Consider the following 24,263-nt stretch of genomic DNA (forward strand, 5'->3'; position numbering starts at 1 on the left):
TTCACATGACAGGTTTGGAACGTGGCTCGGTGGCCGCGGGGCGGCTCCTTGCGCCTATGCTCACCGCCGTCCTGCTCGCGGGATGCGTCGTCGGTCCGGATTATCAGGCGCCCATGCTGGCGATGCCGGCGAACTGGAGCGGCCAGAAATCGATGAAGCCGGCCCAGCCGGCGCAACTGTCGAGATGGTGGCAGCGGCTGCGCGATCCCGAGCTGAACACGCTGGTCGACGAAGCGGTTGCCGGCAATCTCGACGTCGCCACCGCCAAGGCCAGGATCCGCGAGGCGCGCGCCACCTATCGCCAGAGTGCGGGCACATTGCTGCCCTCGGTGGATGGCTCAGGCTCCGCTACCCGCAACAAGTCCGCCGAGACCACGTCAGGCTCTGATGCCACCTACAACGAGTACCAGGCCGGCTTCGATGCCAGCTGGGAGCTCGACCTGTTCGGCGGCAACCGCCGGGGCGTCGAGGCTGCCCGCTATGGGCTCGACGCCTCGCAAGAGGAGCTGCGCTCGACGCTTCTGACCCTAGTCGGCGATGTCGCATCGACCTATGCCCAGGCGCGCGGCTACCAGGCCCGCATCGCGCTCGCTAGGCGTTCGGCCGTATCGCAACGGCAGACCGCCGAACTCACCCGCACCATGGCGCAGGCGGGCACGGCAACCGCGGCCGACGTCGCCAAGGCGATGGGGCAGGCGAGCAGCACCGAAGCCGCGGTGCCGACGCTGGAGGCAAGTTATACGCAAGCCGTGCATCGTCTCTCTGTGCTCACTGGCCGCCCGCCGGCAGCACTGAGCGACCGGCTGAAACGCGGTGCACCGATCCCGACGCCGCGCCTGCCGATTCCGACCGGCATTCCCGCCGACATCCTGCTGTCGCGCCCCGATGTGCGCATGGCGGAACGGCAATACGCGCAATACACCGCTAAGATCGGCCAGGCCGAGGCCGCCCGCTATCCCTCGGTCAGCCTGACCGGAGACATCAGCACGGCGGCGTTGAAGCTCGGCGACCTCGGCAAGAATTCGTCGATCGGCTGGTCGTTCGGACCGACGCTCAGCGTGCCGGTGTTCAATGCCGGGCAATTGCAGGCGGCCGTTGAGGTCGCCAAGGCGCAGCGCGATCAATATTTCATCGCCTACCGGTCTTCGGTGCTGACGGCGCTCGAGGATGTGGAGAATGCGCTGGTGCTGTTGGCGCAGGAGCGCATCAGGATCGGCAAGCTCGCCTCGTCAGCGAAGTCCTATGGCGAGGCGGCAAGCCTCGAAGGCACGCTCTACAAGGCCGGCGAGACCAGCCTTCTCGATGTGCTCGACGCCCAGCGCTCGCTCTACTCGGCCGAGGACTCGCTGCTGCAAAGCCGCGTCTTGCTGGCGACCAACTACATCGCCCTCAACAAGGCGCTCGGCGGCGGTTGGGACGGCGCGGTCAACAGCGCCAAGCCGGAGATCGTCGAGGTCAAGACCGGTCCACGGCTGGCGTCGAAGCCGGCCTCGTGAGGCGCTCCCAAGGCCTCGGCTGCTTGCTTCGAGGCGGCTGCGCCACACGCGGCTTATCGCCGACGCGGCGCGTGAAAATGCCGCCTCCAGCTTTGGCGATGGCGGGCCGAACGCATCGCTGATACTGATGGCGCACACGCACAGCACAGGCGCGCCCGCAGATGACATCCGATACACAGAAGGCCGAAGCGGTCGGGCAGTTGCTTGAAACGCCGGACCTTGCCAGCGCGCTGGAGAGCGAACAGTTCAAGAAGTTCCTCGACCAGGTGCCGATCGCCATTGCGGTCTCGGACCTGGGTTCGAAGGAGCGCGTCGTCTATGCCAATCCGGAATTCGAGAAACTGTCCGGCCTTAAGGCGGCGAGGCTCGCCCGGCAACACTGGGCGGCGCTTTCCGGCACCGGCCTGCACCGGCAGAAGGACCGGGTGCTGTTCGAGGCCGTGGTCGAGGAGACCGATTTCGTCGGCACGTTCCGGCTGGAGCGGACAGAAGACCAACCGGCGATCGTGGACGTCTATTCCAATGTCATCGAGGACGACAATGGCAAGGTCTGCTTCCGACTTGTAGCGCTGGTCGACGTCTCGGCCCATGGCGAAACCGAGGATGCGCGATCGATCGACGAGCGCGTCCGCGAGAAGGACACGCTGCTGCGCGAACTGCAGCACCGGGTGAAGAACAATCTGCAGATGATCACCGCGCTGATCCGGATGGAGACGCGCAACGCGGCCGAGCCGGACCAGAAGCGTTTCGAGAGGCTGGCGGGGCGCGTCGACGCGCTGGCGATCCTCTATCAGACGCTGTCGGGCGACGATGACAAGGATGAGGTCGATCTTGGCGTCTATCTCAGCCAGATCGCGTCGGCGGTGATGAACTCGCATGCCGTCGAGGGTATCCGGCTCGACATGAAGGTCGATACCTATCCGGTGTCGATCAACGTCGCCATGCCGACCGGGCTGGTGGTGAACGAGCTTTTGACCAATGCGCTCAAACATGCCTTCCAGGGGCGCGACGGCGGCACGATCACGCTGCACAGTATCGTTGACGGCGATGGCTGCCGCATCGTCATCGCCGATGACGGAATCGGCCTGCCGGAGGGCGAGACCTGGCCCAAGCGCGGCAAGCTCGGTGCACTGATCGCCCGATCGCTGACCGAGAATGCCAAGGCGGAATTCGACGTGAATTCGAGCGCCGGCGAGGGCACGCGGGTCACCATCGTCTTCAAGCGCTCGGCTGCCGCCGCCGGCTAGTCCGGGAATACCGGCCCTTGCCCCAGCCTGCAGTCCCCTCCGCATCCATGCCGCCTAATTCCTGCGATAGGGAAGGGTGAAACCCAAGTGCATCGACGTCTGTCGCGAAGCCGTGCTTTGCCGTGCTTGACAGGCATAATTAATTTATTAACATTAGAAAATAATAGGGAGGAAGGAATGGGCGCGCATCACGGAGCGATCCTGCGAATCCTGCGCGACGACGGTCCGCAGTCGCGCGCCGAACTGGCGCGGCGCACCTCGCTGTCGCCCACCGCCCTTACCCATCTGATGGCCCATCTCCTGAGGGGGGGCACCGTGGTCGAGCTCAACCAGGCTGTCGCGGGCGATGCGCCCGTCGGCCGGCCCGCGATCGGGGTTGCACTGGTGCCCGACGCCCTGTCCGTGGTTGGCGTGCACATCGGCGCTGGAACCATCCACGCCACCATCACCGATCTCAGGGCCGCCTCGAAGGCCATGGCCTCGCAGCATTTCGACACCGCCACCAGCGAACCCGCCGCGGTGATCGGCATGGTGGTGCGGATCGTCGAGCAATTGATCAAGAAGACCGGCGTTGCCCGTTCGCGTCTCATCGGCCTCGGGCTCGGCGTGCCGGGACCGGTGGACACCAAGCGGCGGCGCAACCTGCAGTCGGTCAACTATGACTGGAAGGACGTGCCGTTCGCCGACGAGCTCGAAACGGCGCTGCGCATGCCGGTGGTGGTCGAGCACAATGTCAGCGCGATGGCGCTGGCGGAATCGCGCTACGGCATCGGGCGCGACACGACCGCACTGCTCTACATCTATTTGCGCACCGGCCTCGGCGCCGGCCTGGTGATCAACGGCATGCCGTTCCGCCCCGGCGGCTACGGGGCCGTCGAGCTCGGCCATGTCCAGGTGGTCGAAGATGGCGAGCGTTGCGCTTGCGGCAATGTGGGCTGCCTGGAGACGTTCCTGTCCGAACGCGCGCTGGCCCGCGCCGCCCATATCGACACGCCTCATCCCAGGCACCTGCTGGCCGCGGTGGAGAAATACCCCGAGGTGTGGGACGCCGCGCTCCGGCATCTGACGACGGCGATCGCGACGGCGACCAACCTGCTCAATCCCGACCTGATCGTCTTTGGCGGTCATCTGGCCGAAGCGCCGGAAAGCTTCATCGATCACATAAGGCGGGGTGTTCCGCCGCGCGTCCTGCCGCCGATGCGCGACGTGCTGCGGGTCGAGCGGTCGAGCCTCGGTCCCGGTGCCGGCGCCATCGGTGCTGCCGCGGCGGCGCTCGACCATTTTTTCTACTCGGGAGTGTCGCGATGAGCGGCTCGAAGACGACAGGCTCCAGCGGCGGGCCGCCGGAAGGTTCGGGCGTCGATTACTCCGGCCTTGCGCTCAATCTTTGCGGGCTCGTCGCCGGCATTGCCATCTGGTGGGTGCTGACGGCAGGCGGCGCGGTGGGGCTGCCGCCGCCGCCGCAGGTCGCGTCAAGGTTTGCCGATCTCATCGCCAACGGGCAGCTCGCCACCGACATCATGTCCAGCCTGGCGCGGGTGCTGACCGGCTTTCTCCTCGGCGTCATCCTGGCGATCCCGGTCGGCTTCGTCATGGGTTGGTACAAGGTCGCGCGTTCGCTCATCGAGCCGTATCTGCAGTTCTTCCGCATGATCCCGCCGCTTGCCATCATTCCGCTGGCGATCGTGACGATGGGCATCGACGAGACGCCGAAAATCTTCGTCATCTTCCTGGCGTCCTTCCTGGCCAGCGTCGTCGCCACCTATCAGGGCGTCATCAGCGTCGACAAGACGATGATCAACGCAGCGCGCGTGCTCGGCGCGGGGGATCTGACCATCTTCCTGCGCGTCATCATTCCCGCGTCGACGCCGTTCATCCTGGTTGGTGTGCGCATCGGCCTCGGCTCGGCCTGGGCGACGCTGGTCGCCGCAGAACTGATCGCCGCGCAGACCGGCCTCGGCTTCCGCATGCAGCAGGCGCAGCTCTACTACGACCTGCCGACCATCTTCGTCAGCCTGATCACCATCGGCATTCTCGGCCTTGCCATGGATCGCATCCTCTTGGTGATCGAGCGCCGGCTCACCGTCTGGCAGGAGCGCGTGTGATGCCGCCCAAGATCGTCCCAAAGATCGTCTTCGACAATGTGACGCGCCGGTTCGACCTCAAGGACAATGCCTTCATCGCGCTCGACCGGCTGTCGCTGGACATCGCCGACGGCGAGTTCGTCACTGTGGTCGGCCCGTCCGGCTGCGGCAAGTCGACGGCGCTCAACATCGCGGCCGGCCTGCTGAAGCCGAGCGAGGGCACCGTGCTGGTCGACGGCAAGGCAGTCGAGGGGCCGGGCCCGGAGCGCGGCATGATCTTTCAGCAATATGCGCTGTTTCCCTGGCTCACCGTGCGCCAGAACGTCGAGTTCGGGCTGCGCATCAAGGGCGAGGGGGCGGCGCGCCGCAGGCAGATCGCCGAGCGCTTCATCGACCTTGTCGGCCTCGGCGACTTCGCCGATGCGTTGCCGAAGACGCTGTCGGGCGGCATGAAGCAGCGCTGCGCGATTGCCCGGGCCTATGCGGTGGACCCATCCATCCTGCTGATGGACGAGCCCTTCGGCGCGCTCGACGCGCTGACCCGCGTGCAGCTTCAGGACCAGTTGCTCGACACCTGGAGCCGGGAGCGGCGCACCGTGATGTTCATCACCCACGATGTCGACGAGGCGGTCTATCTCGCCAACCGCGTCATCGTCATGGCGGCGCGGCCCGGCCGGCTGAAGGAGATCATCGAGGTCGGCCTGCCTTACCCAAGGACCGAGGAAATCCGGCTTTCAGCCGCGTTCATGAGCATCCGCAACCGCGTCTGGCAAGCCGTTTACCACCAGTAACAGTGACAGGAGGAGAGTATGGTGACACTGACAAGACGTAAACTCATCGCATCATCGGCGGCACTTGCCGCCTTCGCCGCCTCTGGCATTCGCGCCGGGGCGGCGGGAACGGCGGCACGCATCGGCTATAATGGCGATTTCTGGGGCGCCAGCGTCGCCGGCGTCGCCGCCGACCAGGGCTTTTATGCCAAGCACGGCGTCGATGCCGATATCAAGGTCTTCACCAACGGCCCCATCCAGGTCCAGGCGCTCGGCGCCAACAGCCTGGAATTCGGCTATCTCGGACCGGGCGCGCTGTGGCTGCCGGCGACCGGCAAGGCGAAGATTATCGCCGTCAACGATGTCGGCTTCTCGGACCGGGTGATCGCCCAGGCGGGCATCACGTCCATCGCCGCCCTCAAGGGCAAGAAGGTGGCGATCGCGGCCGGCACGTCGGGCGACATGCTGCTGCGGCTGGCGCTGCGCAAGGCCGGTATGGCGATGACCGACCTCGACATCGTGCAGATGGACCCGAGCACCATCGTGGCGGCCTTCGCCTCCAAGCAGGTCGACGCGGCCGGCATCTGGTATCCGTTCGTCGGCATCATCCAGAAGAACGTTCCCGATCTGGTGGAACTGGCCAAGAACGACGACTTCTATCCGCAGACCACTTTTCCGAGCGTCTTCATTGCCCGCAACGACCTGATCGAGGGCAATCCCGATCTCGTCCGCAACGTGGTGCGCGCCATCAAGGACGCGCAGGATTTTCGCGCCGCCAACCAGGACAAGGCGATCGAGATCACCTCCAAGCTGCTCGGCATTCCCGCCGACCAGCTGAAGACGGAGGCCGGCTATGGCCGCTTCATGACGTCGGCCGAGCTCATCAAGCTGACCAAGGACGGCACCGTGAACGGCTGGTTCTCGACGATGAACGACCTGTTCAAGACCTTCGGCAAGCTCGAGACCTCGCTCGATCCCAAGGACTACTATCTCGGCGATCAATACATCTCGGCCTGACGGGCCTTCTTGAAACCGCCCTTTGCAAATCGCAAGCCCCGGCAGCGAGCCGGGGCCTGTTTCCAGACAATCACAGCAGCGACGAGCCATTCATGAACGTTCTCTACATCGACATCGACAGCCTCAGGCGCGACCATCTCGGCTGCTACGGCTATCACCGGAACACCTCTCCCGTCATCGACGGCCTTGCCGGTGACGGCATCCGCTTCGAGAACGTCTATGTTTCCGATGTGCCTTGTCATCCGTCGCGCACGGCGTTGTGGAGCGGCCGCCACGGAATGCGGACCGGCGTGGTCGGCCATGGCGGCACCGCTTGCGAGCCGTTCCGCGAAGGCGCCGAGCGAGCCTGGGCCGGTACCTTCTACGAAGAAGGCTGGATGCGGGCGCTGCGCGATCTCGGCTACCACACCACGACGATCAGCAGTTTCGGCGAGCGGCATGGCTGCTGGCACTGGTATGCCGGCTTCAACGAGATCATCAATCCGGGCAAGGCCGGCATGGAAAACGCCGACGAGGTCTCGGGCCTGGCGATCGATTGGCTGAAGCGCAATGGCGCGGCGAAAAAATGGTTCCTGCATGTCAATGTCTGGGACCCGCACACGCCCTATCGCGCGCCTGATGCCTTCGGCGACCCTTTTGCCGACCAGCCGCTTCCCGACTGGATGACCAAGGCCGTGTTCGAGAAGAGCCATGCCGGCTACGGCCCGCACAGCCCTCAGGAACCCTCCGGCTTCGACGTCGAGCCGGGCGGATCGAAATATCGGCGCATGCCGTCGCCGATCAACGACATAGACACCGTCAAGGCCTGGTTCGACGGCTACGACACCGGCGTGCTCTACGCCGATCATCATGTCGGGCTCATCGTCGAGGAACTGAAGCGTCAAGGCCTGTTCGATGACACGATCATCGTCATCGGCGCCGATCATGGCGAGAACCTCGGCGAGCTCAATGTCTGGGGCGACCATCAGACGGCGGACGAATTCACCTGCAATGTGCCGCTGGTCATCCGCTGGCCCGGCGCCAAGGATATGCGCGGCGTCAACAGCGGCCTGCACTATCATTTCGACTGGGCCGCCACGCTGATCGACCGGCTCGGCGGCAACGTTCCGGCGCTGTGGGACGGACGCTCCTTTGCGCCGGCGCTTGCCGCGAACGAGGAGGGTGGTCGCGATTTCCTGGTGCTGAGCCAGGGTGCGTGGGCGGTGCAACGCGGCGTGCGGTTCCGGCTCGGCGGGGCCGACTGGCTGATGCTGCGCACCTATCACGACGGCTACAAGGATTTTGGCCCCGTCAGCCTGTTCAATTTGAGCGAGGATCCGCATGAGCAGCATGATCTCTCTGCCTCCCGAGGCGATGTGGTCGATCATGCCAGCCGGCTGCTCGAGGACTGGCGCAGCACGATGGCCGTGCGCAGCGACAGCGATGTCGACCCGCTGGTGACGGTGATCCGGGAAGGCGGGCCGTTCCATTGCCTTGGCGAGTTGCCGGGCTACCTCGAAAGACTGCGCCGGACCGGCCGCGCCGATGCGGCTGCGGCCCTTGAGCAGCGCCACCCGGCACCGCCGCCACGGCGCAAATCCCTGAACTGACGGAGGGCATGCGGCCGGCGTGCCTGGCCGTGCCCTAGCAGCCAGTTGCCGCTGCCTCACGACAGGCCGGTCGGTTCGCCCTATCTCCATGCTGCCGGTCGGGTTTGGCCCGGCGGTATGGAGGATGGAACCACGTGACATCGACGCCAGTTGCCAGTCGCGAAGCGGCGCCCTTGCCGGTCGCAGCGCTGATGGGCGCCATGGTGTCGATCCAGATCGGCGCCACCTTCGCCAAGGGTCTGTTCCCGCTGATCGGCGCGCAAGGCACGACGACGCTGCGGCTGGTTATCGGCGCGTTGATGCTGATCGCGGTGCTGCGGCCCTGGCAGATGCGGCCCTCGCGCGCCACTCTGCCGTGGCTGGTCGCCTATGGGGTGACGCTTTGCGCGCTGAACCTCCTGTTTTACGCAGCGCTCGCCAGGATTCCGCTCGGCGTTGCGGTGGCGCTGGAGTTTTCCGGCCCGCTTCTGGTGGCGACGCTGACCTCGCGGCGCGCCAGCGACTTTGCCTGGATCGCGCTGGCGGTGGCCGGCATCCTGCTGTTGTCGCCCTTCGTTCATTCACTCGCGCCGCTTGATCCGATCGGGGTGATGCTGGCGCTGGCGGCCGGCGGCTTCTGGGCGCTCTATATCGTGCTGGCCCAGAAAGGCGGCGCGGAGCTTGGCACCCGCACCACCGCCTACGGCATGGCGATCGCCGCCGTGCTGGTGCTGCCATTCGGCGTGGCGCAAGCGGGAACCGCGCTGCTGGCGCCCTCGATCCTGGTCAGCGCGCTGCTCGTCGGCCTGTTCTCCAGCGCACTGCCGTTCTTTCTGGAGATGGTGGCGCTGACCCGGATGCCGGCCCGCATCTACGGCACGCTGACTTGCCTGGAGCCGGGGCTGGGCGCCCTGGCCGGTTTCCTGTTCCTGCACGAGAGCCTGACCGTCACGCAACTGGGCGGCATCGCCGCCGTCATTGCCGCAGCTTTCGGCACGGCGATCACCTCGAAGCCACCGGTGCCGTCGCCGGAGTAGGGGGGATCGACGGACGCGCAGGATCATGTGTGCCGTTCGAGCGCTGCCTTTGTTCGGCCGGTGCGCTTCTGGCGTTCAGAACCTCAGGCCCAGATTGACCTTGGCACCCTGGTCGGCCGTGCCGCTGCCAAACTGTCCGGTGTAGGAGAGCGCCAGCGTGGCATTGGCCGACATTTTGAGGTCGAGGCCGGCCTCGACCACCGCTGCGTCTCTGGCGATCGGCACGCCGGCAATGGTGAAGGCGTCGCCGCCGGCGAAGGCGAAGCTGGAGGTCGGCGTGACATCGCCGAACGCATGGCGCCAGCCGAGCATGCCGCGCGCGGTGGCGTTCATGCCGCCAAGTGCAAAATCGGTGGAGCCGCGCAGGCCGAGCGTGGTGAAGGTGGCGTCGGTGGTCGAGCCGGCGCTGGTCAATGCTGCATCGCCGCCCGTTTCGGTGAAGCCGTCTGTATGCACGCTGACATAGGCGAGATTGGCGAAGGGTTCGAACTTGAAGCGCCCGGCATCGGCCGCCTTGTAAGCGAGTTCTCCGAAGATCTGCGCGGTGCCGGCATCGTAGTCGGCCGACAGTCCATCCGCGAAGCCATTGAAAACGACGGAGCGTCTTGTCGAAAAACTGCTCCAGCTGTAGGCGGCGCCGGTGCGGAAAGCGATGGCGCCCCAATTGGTGCCGCCATAGAGACCGAGATGGTAGCTGTCGGCCTTGCCGGAGGAGTTGCGATCGTCCGTATCGAAGGAGGAATGGCTGTAGCCGCCGAGCAGTCCGACGCGCCAGCCGCCGACCAGCGTGTCGGCGCCGGCCAGGAGGCCGCCGGTCGAGCGGTCGAAGGCGGCGGCGTTGCCGTCACTGTCCGTGTTGCCCCAGGAGCCGAAGGCCTGGCCCCAGACGGCAAAACGCTCGGTGTCGGCGGCGACCATTTCGGGTCCGCCTTCGCCATAGGCCATGACGGGTAAAGCAGCGGTGCCACTGTCGCCGAAGGCGTCGCGGATGCGGCTGGTGGCGGCATCGCGGACGAAGCGGCTGTCCTCGACCAGCATCCCCCTGGCCGAGGCATGGATCTCGCCCGAGAGCTGATCGAAGGCGGCCTGGGCAACCGCTTCGCTCGGCAAGCCCACAATGGCATCATAGAGTGGATTGCCCGCCCCCAGGCTTTCGGCGCCTCCGCCGGTGGCGATCTGGTTGGGCGTCAGACCGACCGAGGCAAAGGACTTTGCCTGCACCACATCGAGATAGACGTGCGTCGCGTCGTAATTGGCAAGAAGGCCGATGAACGGGCCGGCCCCGTTGAGCGTGTAGGTGCCGGCGACGCCGCTAGCTGCTTGCAGCACCGTGTAATGCGTGCCCAGCACGTAAGGCGCGGCATCCGTCTTGACGACGTCGAGGACCGCGCCGGCGGCGATCGTCGCAGTGCCCGTCGCCAGGATGAGGTCTGACTGGCCGGTCGAGGTCAATTCGACCTGGTAGATCGAGCCCGCTGCCTGGTCGATGTCGCCCGCGACATTGAGCGTGCCGATTGAATTGCCCGGTGCGATGATGCCGTCCGACTGCGCCACGATGCCGCCCACCGTGCCGTTGCCGCCCAGCACGCCGCCTAAGATCGTCACCAGCGAGCTGGCCAGCGAACCGTTCACGGCCAGCCGTCCGCCCACCACGTTGGTGGCGCCGGTGAAGCCGTTCGAATTGGCGGTCAGGTTCGTCGTGCCGGCGATCTGGTTGATCGTCCCCAGCCCGCTGATCGTGGCGTCGAACGCGTAGTTTGCCTCGGTATGATTGAAATTGAGCGTGCCGACGCCACTGCCGAACTGCAGCGCGGTCGGGCCGAAAACGCCGGCGCCTGTGGCTGCGGAGCCTGCCGCGGCGCCGATGTTGAGCGTGCCGGTCGAACCCGCGTGACTGGCAATGGTGACGGTGCCGCCGGCGAAAACCGCGCCGCCGTTCGAAATCGTCAGTGTGCCCGCGCCGTCGAGGCCGACGGCAAGGCCCGCGCTGCTGGTCCAAGTCGAGCCGGTGCCGTCGACCGTCGCCGTGCCGGTCGAGCCTGGATTGTACCCGAGGTAGCCCCAGGCATTGCTGACCGTGCCGCTGTTCAAGACATTCAGTGTGCCGGTTCCGAGGTTGCCAACGTAGAGGTCGCCGCTGTTGGCCCAGACGGAATTCGCACCACCTACGGTCACAACACCCATACCTGTGCTGACGTTACCGACGAAGCCGCTTGCGCTCTGGATGGTTCCCCCGTTTGAAACCGTCAGTGTGCCGGTGCCTCCGGTGCCGATGAACAGCGCTGAGCTGTTGATCCAGCTCGAGCCCGCGCCGTCGACCGTGGCCGTGCCGGTCGAGCCCACCGAGTTACCCAGGTGGCCGACCGTGTTCTTGACAGTGCCGCCGCCTTGGATTGTCAGCGTGCCAACGCCGCCTCCGCTGACACCGACATAGAGAGCCGAACTGCTGTTCCATGTCGAGCCGGCGCCATCGACCATCGCGGTGCCGACAGAATAGTTCCCGACATAGCTCATGGCGCTGTTGACGGTGCCGCCGTTCGAAATCGTCAGCGAGCCGGTGCCGCTGTGGCCGACAATCAGAAGATTCACACTATTGGTCCATGTCGAGCCCACGCCGTCGACCGTCACCGCGCCAGTGGAGCCCGCTGCTTTGCCAACATAGGCCGAGTCACTGCTGACCGTGCCGCCGCTCGAGACCGTCAGCGTGCCCGTGCCATGATTGCCGACGTTAAGGCTCCCACTGTTGGTCCAGGTCGAGCCGGCGCCCGCGACGGCCACCATGCCGGTCGAGCCCACCGAATTGCCGACATAGGCCGCGTCATTGCCGACGGCGCCGCCGTTGGTGATCGCCAGAGTGCCGGCGCCGTAGTTGCCGACAGTCAACGACCCGCTGTTGCTCCAGGTCGAGCCGGCGCCGTCGACGAAGACCATGCCGGTCGAGCCCGTCGAGTTGCCGACATAGGCCGAGTCATCGCTGACCGCGCCGCCGTTGGTGATCGCCAGAGCCCCGGTGCCGTTGTTGCCGACAGTGAGATCGCCGCTGTTTGTCCAGGTCGAGCTCGCGCCATCGACCGTCACCGTGCCGTTGGAACCGGAATACTCGCCTACGCTCCCGAAAGCATTGCTGACCGTGCCGCCATTCAAGATCGTCAATATACCGGCGCCGTTAAAGCCGACGTACAAGCTGGAGCCGCCAGTCAAATTCGACCCTGCGCCGTCAACCGTCACGATGCCTGTTGAGCCTACGTTATAGCCGAGCGCGCCGGTGGCGTAGCTGACCGTGCCGCCTTTCAGAATGTTCAGCGTGCCGGTGCCCTGGGCGCCGATATAAAGGGCCGAGCTGTTTGTCCAGGTCGAGCCCGCGCCATCGACGGTCACCGTGCCGTTGGAGCCCGCGTGCCAGCCGATGGTGCCTGTCACATTGCTGACCGCGCCGCCGTTGGTGACGCTCAGCGTGCCGACGCCAAGTTCGGCGATATAGAGGTCACTGCTGTTGGTCCAGGTCGAGCCGATGCCGTCGATCGTCACGGTGCCGGTGCCCGCACCGTAGCCGACATGACCCACGGTGTCGCTGACAGCGCCGCCGTTCGAGATCGTCAAGGTACCGTTGCTGTTGGTGCCCGAAGCAAGGAAAAGGTCCGAACTGTTGCTCCAGGCCGAGCCTGCTCCAGTCACGGTCACGCTGCCGCTCGAGTCCGAGAGATAGCCCAGATAGCCGGCCGTATCGGCGAGCGTGCCGCCGTTTGTGATCGTCAACGAGCCTGTGTAACTCGCAATGGTGCCGAGAAACACATAGTGCGCGGCCGCATTCGCCGCATTGACCACGGCCGGATTCGGGAACGTCGCGTTGAGAGTAACGTCGTCGCTCGATGTCGGAACGGCGGCGGGGTTCCAGTTTCCGGCGGCAAACCAATCTGTGGAGGCAGCGCCGGTCCATATCTCGGCTGCCGTGGCGGCGATTGGCTGGCCAAGGCCGACCAGTGCGGTCGACGTCAGCGCCAGATACTTCAACGCCTTCGCTTTGCGGCCTCCAAATCTATTCTGCGGCATTCAATCCCCTGACATGACAGTCGTTTCGCCCTGAGGGCTGATATGTCATCGGAGCCAGGCGTTGTCTTGGGCAGGGCCGCACCGGAATTGGACTGGAGAGAGGCGTCGTGCCTTTTCCGCGCACTGTGGCAGTTTTGCGCCATCGAGTGCGACGCTTTACGGATATCTCCGATTTTTTCCGGAATTGCGTCAGCCAAATCGACGAAGTTCGGGAAAATTCTTGTCCAAAACAGCAATGAAATTGTCGTCCATGGCGGAAGTACTTCTTGCTCTGGACAAGCCATTATCTGGTCCAATACGGTGCATGTCTAAAGTGAAGGCGCATATAGAAAAGGCCCCGGATATCCGTTGCAAAAGAATGTCTTCTCATCGGTCGATTTGCCGTCGCATCTGGACCACCGCGCGCGGTTCGCGCTCTGGCAGGACATCCACGTCGCCGAGATCTGGTCGGTCGAATATACGATTTCCGAGAAGCTGTCGTTCCAGGCCGCCATCGAAGCCACGGCCGTCGGGTCGCTGGTGCTTGGGCAGATGGCCGGCACGATCCGGCATGCCAGCCGCAAGGCGGGCAACATCGCCGCCGACGGTCGCGACGGCTATCTGCTGCTGGTCAACAATGGCGACACGGTGCTCAGCGGCACCCAGATTGGCCGCGACTATCAAGTCGGCAAAGGCGAAGGCGCATTGGTCTCGGCTTCGGAAGCGTTGCAGATGACCGGCGGCGACAATAATGTCTGGGCCAATGTGGTGCTCCCCCGTGCCGTGCTGGAGAAGGCCTTCACGCATGTCGAGGACCGGTTGGCGCTGACCATCGGCGCCGACAATGAGGCGCTCGGCATGCTCAAGCGCTATTGCAGCTTTCTGGAAGCAGGCCCCGCCTTGCTGTCGCCCGATCTCGTCAACCATGCCACCGAAACGATCGTCGATCTGATCGGCCTGGCGACCGGCGCCAAGGGCGAGGCGGCCGAACTGGCGGGTCTGCGCGGCCTGCGCGCGGCAAGGCTGCAGGCCATCCTGCAAAAGATGCGCGACAATTTCGCCGATCCCGCCATTTCGGCGCAGAGCGTTGCCGGGCAATTGCGGCTGTCCGTGCGCTACGTCCATGATCTCCTGCAGGAAACCGGGGTGAGTTTCGCCGAGCGCGTTCTCGAATTGCGCCTGCAGAGAGCCTATCGGATGCTGTCCGACAGGCGCAACGACCGCACGCGGATCAGCGAGATCGCGCTGCTCAGCGGCTTCTCCGACGTGTCCTATTTCAATCGCTGCTTCCGCCGCCGCTTCGGCTCGACGCCGGGCAGTGCCAGGTAGCCTGGCCGGTTTCATGCCAATCAACTGAGGCCGAATGGCCACACCGACCGGGAAAGCGCCGCGGTGCTTTCCCGGTCAATTCGGGTGCGGCCCAGCCCAAGACGCGGCCGGCGGACAATGCAACACCGGATTTCTCGACAACAGCTGGATCTCCGCGGGCATCCGCGCGGCGGCGACCACGACAATTTTGGGGCGGCAGACAAACCATGAAAACTCTTCTTCTCGCTACGGCCTTCATCCTCGCGCCGCTCGGCGTGGCGTGCGCGGCTGATGTCACCGAGGCTTCGCCCGCCGGTTACGACTGGTCCGGCCTCTATGCCGGCGTCGACGTCGGCTACGCAGCCGGAAAATCCAATCTGTTCATCGCCGGCGGCGGCATCGGTGGGGCCACTGACCTCAACCTTCCCCTCGATCCAGACGGTTTTATTGGCGGCATTCATCTCGGAGCCAATTACCAAATGGCGAACCGCTTCGTCATCGGCGCCGAGGCTGACCTCATGTATAATAATACAGACGGACTGATACCCCTCGATGCTGGTGGCGGTGGTTTCAGCACATTGCTCAAGAGCGAACTCAAGTGGTCGGGTGCGGCGCGGCTGCGAGCGGGCTACGCTTTCGGTCGGACTTTGCCCTACATCGCTGCTGGCGTGGCCGCGGCAAAGTATGAAGTGACTGCGATCGGCGGCAGCGGCGCCGTTCAAATACCATTCCACGATGAGACCCATGTCGGCTGGACGGTTGGCGCAGGCATCGAGCACGCCTTCACCGACCGGTGGATCGCGCGAGCTGAATATCGCTACTCCGACTTCGGCAGCCAGGACCTCTCGGTGGCTGCTGGTCTGCCCACTGAGACGAGCGTCGATCTCCAGACGCACGATCTGCGGGTCGGTCTCAGCTACAAGTTCTGACCTGCCGTCGTTGAACAAACCCCCGCGCTTTTTTGCGCGGGGGAGGCAATAGTTTCGGGATAGCAAACGATGAAAACCATTCTTCTCGCCACGGCCTTCATCCTCACGCCTGTCGGCATGGCGTCCGCGGCGGACACCAGTGAGGTCTTGCCTGTCGCGGCCACCTACGACTGGTCCGGCGCCTATGTCGGCGCGCAAGCCGGTTACGCCTGGGGGAACGCAAGGGTCGGGCAGGATTTCGCACCCGGCAGTTTCGACAATTACGGCTGGGGCTATGGCCCGTCCGGTGGCTTCGGCGGCTTGTATACCGGCTACAGCAAGCAGTTCGACGGCGGGCTGGTTCTTGGCATCGAGGGCGACTACAGCTTCGCAAGCGTGAAGGACACCACGCTCTATCGGGCGCTCGGCGTCGATGACCCTGCCTTTGGCGGTGAGCTCGAGCTGGAGTCGGTTGGCTCCGTGCGCCTGAGAGCCGGCTATGCGATGGATCGCTGGCTTCCCTTTGTCACCGGCGGCCTGGCCGTGGCAAGCTATAAACACACTACCACCGACATTCCGGGCGGTCCCTATGCCGACGCCAAAGACACCATCACCGGCTACACGCTGGGCGCCGGTGCGGAATACGCCGTCACCGACAGTTGGGTGGTCCGCGGCGAGTACCGGTTCGCCGATTTCGGCCGCCATACGTCCCAACGTCACCTGATCGTCAACGGCGCTCCTCTCAATCCCGACGAGATCGAGTTGACGACGCACGATGTCCGGATCGGTGTTGCCTACAAGTTCTGATTGCTATCTCCCCCCTCGAGGGGGAGATGGCCGGCAGGCCAGAGGGGGGTCGGTTCGACTGGGCTCGGCCTGCTGCTGCAGATGAGGTTGGCACTTTACGCGGCGACCCCCTCTGTCGCCTTCGGCGACATCTCCCTTCAAGGGGGAGACAAAGCCGGCGCTGGCTAAATAAGCTTCTCAAGCGTGATCGGCAAATCCCTTACTCTCTTCCCCGTCGCGTGAAACACCGCGTTGGCGATCGCCGGCGCCACGCCGACGATGGCCAGTTCGCCAACACCTTTACCGCCGAGCACGGAGGAATGCAGATCGGGGATGCCGACCGAGATCACCTCGATGTCGGGAATGTCGGCATTGGTCGGCACGAGATAGTCGGCGAGGTTGTTGTTGACGATGCGGCCGTGGCGGCGGTCGACGATGCCTTCTTCGAGCAGCGCCTGGCCGATGCCCATGATGATGCCGCCCTTCCACTGGCTTTCGGCGAGTTTCGGGTTGTAGAGCCGCCCCGAATCCAGCGCCGACACGACGCGTGAGACGCGCACGGTGCCGAAATCCTCGTCGACGCGCACCTCGATGAAATGCGCGCACCAGGAGTGGCGGGAGTAGTCACCCTCGGTGTGCGGCAGCGCCATAGCGATGGTGGTGTAGTTCTTGTAGCGATCTTCTGGCGTCGAGTTGGCCGGCATGGTGTCGCCGGTGGCTTCGATGTGGTCGCGGCCGACGCTTTTGAGCAGTTCGGCGATCGAGACATCGGGGCCGTCGCCGCGCGGCGAGCCGATACGGCCATTGGCGACGACCAGCGTGTTGGCCTGCAGCGCATGGAAGGGCGAGCGCGGATCGCTGATGGCGAGGCCGACCAGCTGGTCGAGCGCCGATGTCGCCGCCTTGTAGACCGCACCCGTCATCACGCCGGCCAGCCGCGAACCGCCGGTGACGCCGGCACGGGGAAAGCGCGAGTCGCCGAGCTTCACCACCACGTCGTCAGCTCGCACGCCGACCGTTTCAGCGGCGGTCTGCGCCAGGATGGTGTAGGTGCCCTGGCCCATGTCGATCGACGAGCTTTCGACCTCGACGGAGCCGTCGGCCAGGATGCGCACGATCGCCTCGCCATAGGCGCGTCGAACCGGATAGGTGCCGGCGGCTACTCCCCAGCCGATCAGCTGGTTGCCGTCGCGCATCGAGCGCGGTTCTGATGTGCGCCTGGCCCAGCCGAAGCGCTCGGCGCCGGTGGCAAAAGCCTCGCGCAACTGTCTGGTCGACCAGGCTTTTTTGGCATGCGGGTCCTGTTCGGCATAGTTTCTCAGCCGGATTTCCAGCGGATCGATGCCGACCTCGTAGGCGAGCTCGTCGATGGCGCTTTCGATGCCGAAGGCCGAGGGGTTTTCGCCCGGCGCGCGCATGGCGCCAGGCATCACCGAATTCACCCGCACGACATTCTGCCTGGAGGAGAAATTCGGCGTCGCATACATGATCGAGGTGACCGACCCCAGCGGCTCGACCCACATGCCGTCCATCGATGTCTCGTTGACGCCGCGATGCACGATCGACTGGATTTTTCCTTGCCGGTCGGCGCCGATGGTCACTGTCTGGCGCGTCGCGGCGCGGCCGCCGTAACCGGTGAAGGTCTGCGGCCGCGTCATCACCAGCCGCACCGGCCGGCCGAGCATCTTGGCGGCACATGCCGCCACAGCGCCATGGCTGAGCGCCAACGCCTTGGAGCCGAAGCCGCCACCAATATAGGGCGAGACCAGCCGTACGTTCTCGAACGGCACGCCGAACCATTCGGCATAGGTGCGGGCCATACCGTCCAGCCACTGGCTCGGCTCCCACACGGTGAGCTGGTCACCCTCCCAGCGGGCGATCAGGCCGTGCGGCTCCATCGGCGCCTGGTATTCGCGCGGCGTGTTGTAGGCAGCACAAATCCGCACCGGGGCCGAGGCGAATGCACCTTGCGCGTCACCCCATTCCTTGGTCATGGCGTCGATCGGAATGCCGTCGCCGGCCTTGGCGTCGCTGAGGTCGACGATCGAAGGCGTCTCGTCATAGCTGACCTTGACCAGTGCTGCCGCCGCGACCGCCTGCTCGAAGGTCTCGGCGACCACAGCGGCGACATGCTGACCGGAGAAGCTGATGTCGCGAGCCAGCGGGCAATAGGGCTTGTCGGGCGGCGGCGTGCCGAACCAGTCCGCCGCTGTCCTGAGGCTGATGATGGTGTCAGGCGTCAGCACTTGCAGCACGCCGGGCGCTGCCTCGGCCGCGTTCGTGTCGATCGCGCGCACCTTGCCGGATGCAATCGTGCTTTCGACCAGCACGGCGTAGGCGAGGCCTTCGAGCTGCTGCTCGACGGCGTATTTCGCCGCACCGGTGATCTTGGCCGGACCGTCGACGCGCGACAGCCGGCCGCCGACGGCTTCCGCACCGTCGGATGCGTCACCATGTCTGATGTTGTGAACCGTCATGCCGTTTCTCCCATCTTGAGAATAGCCCGCGCGACAACGCGCGGCGCCAGTTCGATCTTGTAGTGGTTGGCGCCATGGTCGGTGGCGCCTTCGACGGCGAGCAGGCTGGCGGCGCGGACAGCGTCCGGCTCCAGCACCTTGCCCTTCAGCGCGTCCTCCACGGCCCGCGCACGCCAAGGCTTGGTCGCGACGCCGCCGAGCGCCACACGCAAATCACGGATGGTGCGCCCATCGGCCTCGAACTCGATGCCGACAGCAGCACTTGCCGCGGCAAACTCATAGGATTGCCGGTCGCGGATCTTGAGGTAAGTCGAACGCCGGGCAGAGGCCGAGCCGGGGATCTCGATCGCGGTGATCATCTCGCCCGGTTCGATCGCGTGTTCCCTGTCCGGCGTGGTGCCGGGCAGCAGGAAAAAGTCGTCGACCGGAACCTGGCTCTGGCCCAGATGCACGACCGCATCGAAAGCGACCAAGGCCACTGCGAGATCGCCGGGATACATGGCGATGCAGGCGTCGCTGGTGCCGAGCACGGCGTGTCCCTTTGTGACGCCGCCGATCGCCGAACAGCCGCTGCCGGGTTCCCGCTTGTTGCAGGCAGGGAAATTCGCCGGGTCGCGGAAATAGGGGCAACGCGTGCGCTGCATCAGATTGCCGCCGATGGTCGCCATGTTGCGGATCTGCGCCGAGGCCGCCTGCCACAGGGCTTCTGAGACGGCGGGGAAGCGGCTCTTGATGTCGGCATGATCGGCGACATGGCCCATCTTGGCCAGCGCTCCGATGATGGCGCTGCGCTCGCTCACCTCGATGCCGTTCAGCCCCTTGAGATGGGTGATGTCGACCAGCGTCTCGGGCTCGGCGACGCCGCATTTGGCGAGGTCGATCAGCGTGGTGCCGCCGGCGAGCAGCATGGCACCGGGCAGGGCGGCCGCCTGGCGCGCAGCATCGACTGAAGCAGCGCGCAGATAGGAAAAATCCCTCATGATGCGACCTCCTGGGCTGCTTGGCGGACGGCGGCGACGATGTGTGGATAGGCGCCGCAGCGGCAGAGATTGCCGGCCATGTATTCGCGGATTTCCTCGTCCGAGCCGGCATGGCCTTCGCGGATGCAGGCGACCGCCGACATGATCTGGCCGGGCGTGCAATAGCCGCACTGGAAGGCGTCCTGTTCGAGGAAGGCAGCCTGCACGGGATGCATTTCGCCCTCCCGTGCAAGCCCCTCTATGGTGGTGACGGTGCGGCCCTGAGCTTGAGCTGCAAGTGTGAGACAAGCCAGCACGCGCTCGCCGTCGACATGCACGGTGCAGGCGCCGCACTGGCCGTGGTCGCAGCCCTTCTTGGTGCCGGTCAGGCCAAGGCGGTCGCGCAAGGCGTCGAGCAGCGTGACGCGCGGCTCGAGTTGCAGTTCGTGATGGTGGCCGTTGATATCGAGATAGACGGGGATTTTCGTCATGGGCGTCTGGCTCCAGTTGCTTGACGCGAAGTCGGTTGATCTCATGTTGGGCAGGCGGCGGACCTAGTGCCCGCTGTCCGGCCCTTCGCTGTCGCTCCGTGCCCTTCGGGCATTCAGCCCCTTAAAAAGGTGTCCACTGGACCTTTTGATCCGCCCGAAGGCGGACCGGGCCTTCACCGTTCGTCGTTCAGGAAGCCAAGCAATTGGCTTCCTGTCCGCTACGCGGATCACTCCTCACCCCAGCAGGTCCTCGATGCGGATTGGAAAGCGCCGGGGCCGCACGCCGGTTGCATGCCAGACCGCATTGGCGATGGCGCCAGCCGTGCCGGTGATGCCGATTTCGCCAACGCCCTTGATGCCGAGCGCGTTAACGTAGGGGTCGTCCTCGTGGACCAGCAGCGCCTCGACCGACGGCACGTCGGCATTCACCGGGACATGATATTCGGCGAGGTTGGCATTCTGGATCCGGCCCGAGCGCCGGTCGGTGATGGCTTCCTCATGCAGCGCGAAGGAAATGCCCCAGATCATGCCGCCATAATACTGGCTGCGCACCAGCCGCGGATTGATGACCCGTCCGGCGGCGAACGCGCCGACCAGCCTTGTGACACGGATCTGGCCGAAATCCGGATCAACCTTCACCTCGGCGAACACGGCGCCATGCGCGTGCTTGGCATAGGTCTCCTGGGACGCTGGATCCGGAGCGCCCTTGCCATGGGCTTCGATCTCGGTGAGGCCCGCGCGCATGAGGATCTCGGCATAGCTTTCACCGCGGCTTTCATCGTCGCGTCGGTAAAGGCGGCCGCCGCGCGCCAGCACGCCTTCGTTGCCGGCACCGAATAGCGGTGAGGCCTCGTTGCCGGTGGCGAGATCGGCGAGCCTGGCGATGACGGCAGCACCCGCATTGTGGATTGCCATGCCGGCCGTCGCCGTGTGACCGGAGCCGCCGGCAATGCCTGCATTGGGCAGGTCGGAACTGCCGGCCCTGAACTCGACCCGGTCGATGTCCAGTCCCAGTCCGTCGGCGGCGATCTGGGCAAACGCTGTCCAGGCGCCTTGTCCCATATCCTGCGCGCCGGTCTCCATCAGGCCGCTGCCGTCGCTTCTCAGCACGGCGCGGGCCTCGGCCTGGAACATCAGGGCCGGAAACGTCGCCGTGCCCATGCCCCAGCCGGTCAGGAAACCGTCCGCGTCGCGCATCAGCCGCGGCTGAAGCGGGCGGCTCGCCCAGCCGAACGTCTCAGCCGCTTGCCTGTAGCATTCGCGCAGCGCCTTGGAGGAAAACGGCTTGCCGGTCATCGGCTCGACCTCGGCATAGTTCCGCAGCCGGAATTCCAGCGGGTCCATGCCGCAGGCGTGAGCCGCCTCATCGATGGCGCTCTCCAGAGCGATCGAGCCGGTGGCTTCGCCGGGTGCCCGCATGAACAGCGGCGTACCGGTGTCGAGCCGCACGGCATCGTGCGAGGTCGCGATGGCCGGGCTGGCATAGAGCGTGTGCGAGGCATCCGCGGCCGGTTCGAAGAAATCGTCGAAGGTGCTCGACGCGGTCCTGGCGTGATGGTCGATGGCCGTCAGCCGCCCTTCGCCATCCATGCCCATGCGCAGCGTCTGGCGCGTCGGCGCGCGATGGCCGACCGGGCCGTACATCTGCTCGCGCCGCAGCACCAGCTTGACCGGTCGGCCAACAAGACGAGCCGCCAGGATGCCGAGCACCTGCGGACCGGAGATCATGCCTTTCGAACCGAAGCCGCCGCCAAGGAACGGACTGCGGATGTGGATGTTTTCCGGCGCGATGCCGAACAGGCCGGCGATGCGGCCCTGCGCCATGGCAAGGCCCTGGCTCGGCGTGTCGATCGACAGCCTGTCGCCATCCCAGGCGACGACGATCGCGTGCGGCTCCATGGCATTGTGGTACTGGGCCGGGGTCTCGTAGGTGGCTTCGATCCGCGTCTTTGCCGATCTGAGGCCCGTCTCGACATCGCCTTTGTGCTGCACGGCCGGACCGCCGATGCCGACACCACGCGGCACGAAGCTCTTGGCGCCGTCGAGGCCAACGCGCGCCGGCAGTGCTTCATAGCGCGGCGACAGCAGTGCTGCTCCTTCGGTCGCGGCCTCCAGCGTCTCGGCGATCACCACGGCGATGCTCTGGTTGGGGTAGCGGACCTGATCGTTCTGCAGCAGGTCGAGCCGGAACATGAAGGGGTTGTCCTTGGCATCCGGATCGATGGCGAGCGCCGGCCGGTTCTTGGGCGTCATCACCTCGACCACGCCCTTGTGCGCCTTGGCCGCCTCGGTATCCAGCGCGGCAACGCGGCCGCGCGCGATGCTGCTGACGGCCAGCACGGCGTAGAGCATGCCGGGCGGATGGTTGTCGGCGGCATAGCGCGCGCCACCGGTGACTTTCAGAAAGCCGTCGCGGCGGGTCAGCGGCTGGCCGATGCTGGAGCCCTGCCGGGCATGGGCGGGTTGCTGGTTGAGGCTGAGTTCAAGCGTCATGGCGCACTCCGGGAATGTTTGAGAACGGGGAGGCAGGAAGGGCTGGCAGACGCTTGGGCGTTCCCGAAAGGGCTGAAATCAGCGCCCTGACCACGATGCGGCGGGCAAGCTCGATCTTGAACGCATTGTCGCCGGAGGGGCTGGCATCGGCCAAGGCGGCGTCCGCCGCGCTGGCGAAGGTCGCCTCGTTGGCATCCGCGCCAAGCAGGACGGCTTCGGCCGAGCGCGCCCGCCACGGCTTCGCCGCGACGCCGCCCAGCGCCAGCCTTGCGGCGCGGATCTTGCCGCCATCGACGACGAGCGCCGCGGCGGCCGACACGACGGCAAAGGCATAGGAGGTGCGTTCGCGCACTTTCAGGTAACGGGCATTGGCGGAGAAGGAGGCAGCCTCCGCCGGCAGGCGCACCGCCACGATCAGGTCGCCGGGCTCCAGCGCATTCTCCCGCTGCGGCGTTTCACCGGGAAGCCGGTGGAATTCCTCCAGCGTCACATGGCGCCGGCCCTTCTTGCCTTCGATCTCGACCACGGCGTCGAGCGCCACCAGCGGCACGCAGAAATCCGACGGATGGGTGGCGATGCAGGCGTCGCTCCAGCCGAGCACGGCGTGCAGGCGGTTCTCGCCTTCCAGCGCGTCGCAACCGGCGCCAGGCTCGCGCCTGTTGCAGGCGCTGGCGGTGTCGTAGAAATAGCTGCAGCGCGTGCGCTGCAGGAGATTGCCGCCGACGGTGGCGGCGTTGCGAAGCTGCGCCGAAGCGCCCGACAGCAGCGCTTCGGCCACCGCCGGATAGGATTTCGCAAACTCCGGATCGTAGGCGAGGTCGGCATTGCGCACCAGCGCACCGATGCGCACGCCGCCATCGTCCAGCCGTTCGATGCGGTTGAGCTCCGGCAACCGGGAGATGTCGACGATACGTTCGGGACTGGCGATGCCGCCTTTCATCAGGTCGAGCAGATTGGTGCCGCCGGCGAGATAGGCCGAACCCGGCTCGGCCGCGGCTGCGATGGCGTCTGGGATGGTGGCGGGCCTGATGTAATCGAAGTCTCTCATGCCGCGGTCCTCCGGTCTGCTTTGGCAAGCTGTTGCTGGGCCTCCAGGACGGCCTCGACGATGCCGCCATAGGCCGCGCAGCGGCATATGTTGCCGCTCAGCCCCTCACGGATGCGTTCGGGATCGTCGCCGGCTTGCCCCTCGGCGATCAGGCCGAGCGTGCTCATGATCTGGCCGGGTGTGCAGAACCCGCACTGGAAGCCGTCATGGGCGATGAAGGCGGCCTGCACCGGATGCAGTTCCTCGCCGTGGGCGACGCCTTCGATGGTCAAGACTTGGGCGCCGTCATGGCTGACCGCCAGCGCCAGGCATGAGTTGATGCGCTTGCCGTCGACCAGCACCGTGCAGGCGCCGCACTGGCCGCGATCGCAGCCCTTCTTGGTGCCGGTAAGATCGAGCCGTTCGCGCAGCAGGTCGAGCAGGGTTACGCGTGGATCGACCTCCAGCTCGTGTCGGTGTCCGTTGATGGTGAGCGTGATGGGAAGGCTGGTCATGGGCGTCTGGCTCCAGTTGCTTGACGCGGATGGGGTTGAACTGGTGCCTTG

At 65.6% G+C, this 24,263-nt stretch carries 18 protein-coding genes; 11 read left to right on the forward strand and 7 right to left on the reverse strand.

The window, feature by feature from the left end; translation table 11 throughout:
- The first annotated feature begins 5 nt into the window (after positions 1–5).
- The 8 genes from C8D77_RS07455 (at position 6) to C8D77_RS07490 (ending at position 9,219) form a co-directional block, all read left to right on the forward strand.
- Complete coding sequence (locus C8D77_RS07455) at positions 6–1,496, forward strand: efflux transporter outer membrane subunit (protein ID WP_109660670.1); 1,491 nt, start codon at positions 6–8, stop codon at positions 1,494–1,496.
- Positions 1,497–1,657: 161 nt separating this feature from the next.
- Positions 1,658–2,743 (forward strand): sensor histidine kinase, encoded by a 1,086-nt coding sequence (locus C8D77_RS07460; protein ID WP_109660672.1) that lies wholly within the window; start codon positions 1,658–1,660, stop codon positions 2,741–2,743.
- A gap of 177 nt (positions 2,744–2,920) precedes the next feature.
- Positions 2,921–4,051, forward strand: a complete 1,131-nt coding sequence (locus C8D77_RS07465; RefSeq protein ID WP_109660675.1) for an ROK family transcriptional regulator — start codon at positions 2,921–2,923, stop codon at positions 4,049–4,051.
- Positions 4,048–4,848 carry an ABC transporter permease gene (locus C8D77_RS07470; protein ID WP_109660676.1) on the forward strand — a complete coding sequence of 267 codons (801 nt, stop codon included), beginning with the start codon at positions 4,048–4,050 and terminating at the stop codon, positions 4,846–4,848. The genes C8D77_RS07465 and C8D77_RS07470 overlap by 4 nt, the downstream gene beginning before the upstream one ends.
- An 11-nt stretch (positions 4,849–4,859) precedes the next feature.
- Complete coding sequence (locus tag C8D77_RS07475; RefSeq protein ID WP_164757822.1) at positions 4,860–5,618, forward strand: ABC transporter ATP-binding protein; 759 nt, start codon at positions 4,860–4,862, stop codon at positions 5,616–5,618.
- Between the two features lie 27 nt (positions 5,619–5,645).
- Positions 5,646–6,614, forward strand: coding sequence for an aliphatic sulfonate ABC transporter substrate-binding protein (locus tag C8D77_RS07480; RefSeq protein ID WP_425453710.1), 969 nt, complete (start codon positions 5,646–5,648; stop codon positions 6,612–6,614).
- 92 nt (positions 6,615–6,706) lie between these two features.
- Positions 6,707–8,203 (forward strand): sulfatase family protein, encoded by a 1,497-nt coding sequence (locus C8D77_RS07485; protein WP_109660680.1) that lies wholly within the window; start codon positions 6,707–6,709, stop codon positions 8,201–8,203.
- A 134-nt stretch (positions 8,204–8,337) separates the two neighbouring features.
- Positions 8,338–9,219, forward strand: a complete 882-nt coding sequence (locus C8D77_RS07490; protein WP_109660682.1) for an EamA family transporter — start codon at positions 8,338–8,340, stop codon at positions 9,217–9,219.
- A 75-nt stretch (positions 9,220–9,294) separates the two neighbouring features.
- On the opposite strand, the gene C8D77_RS07495 is transcribed toward C8D77_RS07490, so the two are convergent.
- Positions 9,295–13,269, reverse strand: coding sequence for an autotransporter outer membrane beta-barrel domain-containing protein (locus C8D77_RS07495; protein WP_109660684.1), 3,975 nt, complete (start codon positions 13,267–13,269; stop codon positions 9,295–9,297).
- A 348-nt stretch (positions 13,270–13,617) separates the two neighbouring features.
- On the opposite strand from C8D77_RS07495, the gene C8D77_RS07500 reads away from it, so the two are divergent.
- From C8D77_RS07500 to C8D77_RS07510, 3 genes are all read left to right on the forward strand, one after another.
- Complete coding sequence (locus tag C8D77_RS07500; protein ID WP_109660687.1) at positions 13,618–14,577, forward strand: AraC family transcriptional regulator; 960 nt, start codon at positions 13,618–13,620, stop codon at positions 14,575–14,577.
- A gap of 206 nt (positions 14,578–14,783) precedes the next feature.
- The gene (locus C8D77_RS07505; protein WP_109660689.1) at positions 14,784–15,485 is read left to right on the forward strand and encodes an outer membrane protein; all 702 of its coding nucleotides are present in this window, start codon (positions 14,784–14,786) and stop codon (positions 15,483–15,485) included.
- A 69-nt stretch (positions 15,486–15,554) separates the two neighbouring features.
- Positions 15,555–16,271, forward strand: coding sequence for an outer membrane protein (locus C8D77_RS07510; RefSeq protein WP_109660691.1), 717 nt, complete (start codon positions 15,555–15,557; stop codon positions 16,269–16,271).
- 164 nt (positions 16,272–16,435) lie between these two features.
- On the opposite strand, the gene C8D77_RS07515 is transcribed toward C8D77_RS07510, so the two are convergent.
- The 6 genes from C8D77_RS07515 to C8D77_RS07540 all read right to left on the reverse strand — a co-directional run bounded on the left by C8D77_RS07515 (position 16,436) and on the right by C8D77_RS07540 (position 24,212).
- Entirely contained in the window at positions 16,436–18,727 is a 2,292-nt protein-coding gene (locus C8D77_RS07515) for a xanthine dehydrogenase family protein molybdopterin-binding subunit (protein ID WP_109660693.1), read from the reverse strand.
- Complete coding sequence (locus C8D77_RS07520) at positions 18,724–19,707, reverse strand: FAD binding domain-containing protein (protein WP_109660695.1); 984 nt, start codon at positions 19,705–19,707, stop codon at positions 18,724–18,726. The genes C8D77_RS07515 and C8D77_RS07520 overlap by 4 nt, the downstream gene beginning before the upstream one ends.
- Positions 19,704–20,177 carry a (2Fe-2S)-binding protein gene (locus C8D77_RS07525; protein ID WP_109660697.1) on the reverse strand — a complete coding sequence of 158 codons (474 nt, stop codon included), beginning with the start codon at positions 20,175–20,177 and terminating at the stop codon, positions 19,704–19,706. Before C8D77_RS07525 ends, C8D77_RS07520 begins: the two co-directional genes overlap by 4 nt.
- Positions 20,178–20,411: 234 nt before the next feature.
- Positions 20,412–22,670, reverse strand: a complete 2,259-nt coding sequence (locus C8D77_RS07530) for a xanthine dehydrogenase family protein molybdopterin-binding subunit (protein ID WP_109660699.1) — start codon at positions 22,668–22,670, stop codon at positions 20,412–20,414.
- Positions 22,660–23,718 carry an FAD binding domain-containing protein gene (locus tag C8D77_RS07535; protein ID WP_109660701.1) on the reverse strand — a complete coding sequence of 353 codons (1,059 nt, stop codon included), beginning with the start codon at positions 23,716–23,718 and terminating at the stop codon, positions 22,660–22,662. Before C8D77_RS07535 ends, C8D77_RS07530 begins: the two co-directional genes overlap by 11 nt.
- Positions 23,715–24,212, reverse strand: coding sequence for a (2Fe-2S)-binding protein (locus C8D77_RS07540; RefSeq protein ID WP_109660703.1), 498 nt, complete (start codon positions 24,210–24,212; stop codon positions 23,715–23,717). Before C8D77_RS07540 ends, C8D77_RS07535 begins: the two co-directional genes overlap by 4 nt.
- Positions 24,213–24,263 lie beyond the last annotated feature (51 nt).

The sequence above is a fragment of the Mesorhizobium loti genome (genome assembly GCF_003148495.1).
In the GTDB taxonomy this organism is placed as follows: Bacteria; Pseudomonadota; Alphaproteobacteria; order Rhizobiales; family Rhizobiaceae; genus Mesorhizobium; species Mesorhizobium loti.

Coding starts and splice junctions, on each gene's coding strand:
- C8D77_RS07540 (WP_109660703.1), bottom strand. CDS start 24,212: ATGACCAGCCTTCCCATCACGCTCACCATCAACGGACACCGACACGAG.
- C8D77_RS07470 (WP_109660676.1), top strand. CDS start 4,048: ATGAGCGGCTCGAAGACGACAGGCTCCAGCGGCGGGCCGCCGGAAGGT.
- C8D77_RS07485 (WP_109660680.1), top strand. CDS start 6,707: ATGAACGTTCTCTACATCGACATCGACAGCCTCAGGCGCGACCATCTC.
- C8D77_RS07530 (WP_109660699.1), bottom strand. CDS start 22,670: ATGACGCTTGAACTCAGCCTCAACCAGCAACCCGCCCATGCCCGGCAG.
- C8D77_RS07510 (WP_109660691.1), top strand. CDS start 15,555: ATGAAAACCATTCTTCTCGCCACGGCCTTCATCCTCACGCCTGTCGGC.
- C8D77_RS07535 (WP_109660701.1), bottom strand. CDS start 23,718: ATGAGAGACTTCGATTACATCAGGCCCGCCACCATCCCAGACGCCATC.
- C8D77_RS07505 (WP_109660689.1), top strand. CDS start 14,784: ATGAAAACTCTTCTTCTCGCTACGGCCTTCATCCTCGCGCCGCTCGGC.
- C8D77_RS07520 (WP_109660695.1), bottom strand. CDS start 19,707: ATGAGGGATTTTTCCTATCTGCGCGCTGCTTCAGTCGATGCTGCGCGC.
- C8D77_RS07525 (WP_109660697.1), bottom strand. CDS start 20,177: ATGACGAAAATCCCCGTCTATCTCGATATCAACGGCCACCATCACGAA.
- C8D77_RS07455 (WP_109660670.1), top strand. CDS start 6: ATGACAGGTTTGGAACGTGGCTCGGTGGCCGCGGGGCGGCTCCTTGCG.
- C8D77_RS07495 (WP_109660684.1), bottom strand. CDS start 13,269: ATGCCGCAGAATAGATTTGGAGGCCGCAAAGCGAAGGCGTTGAAGTAT.
- C8D77_RS07515 (WP_109660693.1), bottom strand. CDS start 18,727: ATGACGGTTCACAACATCAGACATGGTGACGCATCCGACGGTGCGGAA.
- C8D77_RS07460 (WP_109660672.1), top strand. CDS start 1,658: ATGACATCCGATACACAGAAGGCCGAAGCGGTCGGGCAGTTGCTTGAA.
- C8D77_RS07465 (WP_109660675.1), top strand. CDS start 2,921: ATGGGCGCGCATCACGGAGCGATCCTGCGAATCCTGCGCGACGACGGT.